Here is a 3757-nt window from a genome sequence, read left to right on the forward strand (position 1 = left end):
ACGGGCGTTGACCTGGGCGTAGCTGTAGCGTTGCTCGCCGTCGATCAGGGCCAGGGCGTCCGGGGTAGCCTCGGCGCGGGCTTCGATCTGCTCATGAATGCAACGGTCCTGCGGGTAGTCCAGGGCAACCGGGCTGTGATCAACCTGCTCCAGCATCGGCAACGCGCCGAGTGCACGGGATGGCTGGCCGACCATGGCCTGCAACAGGCACTGCAAGTGCCCGGCCAGGCGCTCGATGGCGGCCGCGCTGAAGTGGCTGCGCAGGTAGCTGTAGTGCAGCTCGATGTCGGCACCGGCGTTGATCAGCACGGTCAGCGGGTAATGCACCTGGTCACGGTTGAGCACTTCGCCGAAGCGCAGCACGGCTTCGTCGCTGTCCTGCTGCAGGGCCTTGGACACCGGGTAGTTCTCGAACACCAGCAGGCTGTCGAACAGCTCGCCACCCAGGCCCGACCAGCGCTGCACGTCGTACAGCGGGGTGTGCTCGTGCTCGCGCAGGCTCAGGTTCTGCGCCTGCACCGCCTGCACCCAGTCGGCCACGCTGTGCTGTGGCTGCGGGCTGGCGATCACCGGCAGGGTGTTGATGAACAGGCCGATCTGCTGCTCGATGCCCGGCAGGCTGACCGGCCGGCCGGCCACCGTGGCGCCCATGGCCACCGCGGCCTGCCCGGTGTAACGCTGCAACAGCAGCAGCCAGGCAGCCTGCAGCAGGGTGTTGAGGGTGACCTTCTGCTGCCGGGCGAACTGTTGCAGGCTGTCGGCCAGGGCCGCGTCGAGCTGCACCTGCAGGTCGCCGTGGCCTTCGCCGTCGCTTTCGCCGATGGCGGCGGCCAGGCGGGTCGGCGCGTCGAGGCTGGCGGTCTGTGCCTTCCAGTAGCGCTCGCTGGCAGCCGCGTCCTGCTCGCCCAGCCAGGCAATGTAGTCGCGGTAGCGGCCCTGGGGCGCAGGCGGCAACACGCCGTGGTAGCGCTGCAGCACCTCGCCGAGCAGCTGCGAATTGCTCCAGCCGTCGAGCAGGATGTGGTGGCTGGTGTAGATGAAGTGATGGCGGTGTTCGCCGGTGCGCAGCAGTTGCAGGCGGACCAGCGGCGCGGCGGCCAGGTCGAAGCCCTGCTGGCGCTCGGCGATGGCCAGCGCGTCCAGGGCCGCAGCGAGGTCGTCGCGGCCACGCCAGTCGTGCAGGGCGAATGGCAGCTCCAGGCCCTGCAGCACCACCTGCAGCGGGCGGCTGAACTCGCCCTGCCAGAGGAAGGCGCTGCGCAGGATGTCGTGGTTGTCCAGCGCCGCCTGCCAAGCCTGGCGGAAGCGCTCGGGGTCGAGGCCGTCGACATCCACGCGCATCTGCACGATGTAGTCGCCGTTGCCCTGCTCCAGCAGGCTGTGGAACAGCATGCCCTGCTGCATCGGCGACAGCGGGTAGAGGTCCTGCACTTGGCCGGCGGCGAAGGGCAGCGCCAGCAGTTGGCGCTGGTCGAGGCCGGCCAGCGGCACATCGGAGGGGGTCAGGCCACGGTTGTCCGGGACCAGGCAATGCGCCACCAGCGCCCGCAGCTCATCGGCATAGTCGTCGGCCAGGGCCTGGACCACCGGTTCGGCGAACATGTCCTGGCTGAAGGTCCAGCCCATGCTCAGTTCGCCGTTGTACACCTGGCCATCCAGGCTCAGCCAGTTGCCCAACGGGGCGTCGGCGTCCTGCTCGTCGCCACTGGCCTCGGCGCAGGGTTCGAACAGCGCCTGCGGGTCATCGAAGCTGGCATCGAACTGACCCAGGTAGTTGAAGGTGACCCGTGGCTGCGCCAGCCCGGCCAGCGCCTCGCGCACCGCCGGTGCACCGAGGTGGCGCAGCACGCCGAAGCCCAGGCCCTTGCCCGGCACCGCGCGCAGTTGCTCCTTGATGCCCATGATCGAGGCCGCCAGGCTCTCGGCCGGGGTCAGGCGCAGCGGGAACACAGTGGTGAACCAGCCGAGGGTACGCACCAGGTCGACGTCGTCGAACAGCGCCTCGCGGCCATGGCCTTCAAGCTGGATCAAGGCATGCGGATGGCCGGTCCAGCGCACCAGCACCCGCGCCAGGGCGGTCAGCAACAGATCGTTGACCTGGGTGCGGTAGGCGGCCGGCGCCTGTTGCAGCAGCTGGCGGGTGGTGTCGCGGTCCAGGCGGGTCTGCACCACCAGGCTGCGAGCGTTGCTCAGGCTGGCGTCCAGGCGGGCGCCGGGCAGCGTCGCCGGTACGTCCTGCAGCTGTTCGCGCCAGTAGGCCAGTTCGGCCTGCAATGCGTCGCCCTGGGCATACTGCGCCAGGCGCTCGGCCCAGGCCTTGAGCGAGCTGGTCTTGGCCGGCAGTTGCACGGCCTGGCCGGCCTGCAGTTGCTGGTAGGCCTGCTGCAGGTCTTCGAACAACACCCGCCAGGACACCCCGTCGACCACCAGGTGATGGACGATCAGCAGCAGGCGCTGCTGGCCATCGGCCAGGGTCGCCAGCACGGCGCGCAGCAGCGGGCCGTTGGCCAGGTCGAGGCTGCGCTGGGCCTGGTTGCCCAGGGCCTCCAGGTCGTCGCAGTCACGCACCCACAGCAACGGCTGGGCAGCACGCTCGACAAAGCGCGCCTGCCAGCCGTCGGCGCCCTGGGCGAAGCTCAGGCGCAGGGCATCGTGCTGGGCCACCAGCGCCTGCAATGCCGCTTCCAGCAGTGCAGGGTCCAGTGGCTGGGCGGGCGCCAGCAGCACCGACTGGTTCCAGTGGTGACGCTGTGGAATGGCTTGCTCGAAGAAGCGTTGCTGGATCGGCAGCAACGGCATCTCGCCCTGCACCGGCCCTTGGTCGATCTGCGCCTGGGCCTCGCCCTGTTGGGCGACGCTGGCCAGGCCTTGCACGGTCTGGTGCTGGAACAGCTCTTTCGGGGTGAAGCGGATACCCGCCTGGCGGGCGCGGCTGACTACCTGGATGGAGATGATCGAGTCACCGCCCAGCTCGAAGAAGTTGTCGGCCAGGCCGACGCGCTCGACTTTCAGCACGTCCTGCCAGATGGCAGCGATGCGCTGTTCCAGCTCGCTGCGTGGAGCTACATAGGCCTGTTGCGCCTGGCTGGCGTCTGGCGCTGGCAGTGCCTTGCGGTCGAGCTTGCCGTTGGCGGTCAGCGGCAGTGCATCCAGTTGCAGCAGGTGTGCCGGGACCATGTAGTCCGGCAGGGTTTCTTTCAGGCGCGCACGCAGTACCTCGCGCAGGCCGTCTTCGGCCTGGCCCTTGGGCACCACATAACCCACCAGTTGCGTGCCCAGCGGGCCGTTGTGCGCCAGCACCACGGCGCTGGCCACCTCTGGCTGCTCCAGCAGGCGCGCTTCGATCTCGCCCAGCTCGATACGGAAACCACGGATCTTCACTTGCTGGTCGATCCGGCCGATGTACTCGATCACGCCGTCGGCGTGGTAGCGCGCCAGGTCGCCGGTGCGGTACAGGCGTTCGCCAGTGTTGCCGAACAGGTCGGGGATGAAGCGTGTGGCGGTCAAATCGCCACGGTTCAGGTAGCCACGGGCCAGGCCGGCGCGGCCGACGTACAGCTCACCGGTGCAGCCTTTGGCCACCGGGTTCAGATCAGCATCCAGCACGTACCACGACAGGTCCGGAATCGGCGCGCCGATCGGGCTGCTGGCTTCCAGCTCCAGGTCGGCCAGGCTCAGCGGACGGTAAGTCACGTGCACCGTGGTTTCGGTGATGCCGTACATGTTGATCAGGCGCGGGGCGTTGTCGCCGAAGCGC

Annotated in this window: 1 protein-coding gene; it reads right to left on the reverse strand. The window is 68.8% G+C overall.

Features of this window, described 5'->3' with window-relative positions; genetic code table 11:
- On the reverse strand, positions 1–3757 hold a 3757-nt coding region (locus ACQ4N9_RS26375), incomplete at both ends, for a condensation domain-containing protein (protein WP_430934093.1).

The organism is Pseudomonas sp. ES1, from assembly GCF_050586605.1.
Classification (GTDB): domain Bacteria; phylum Pseudomonadota; class Gammaproteobacteria; order Pseudomonadales; family Pseudomonadaceae; genus Aquipseudomonas; species Aquipseudomonas sichuanensis.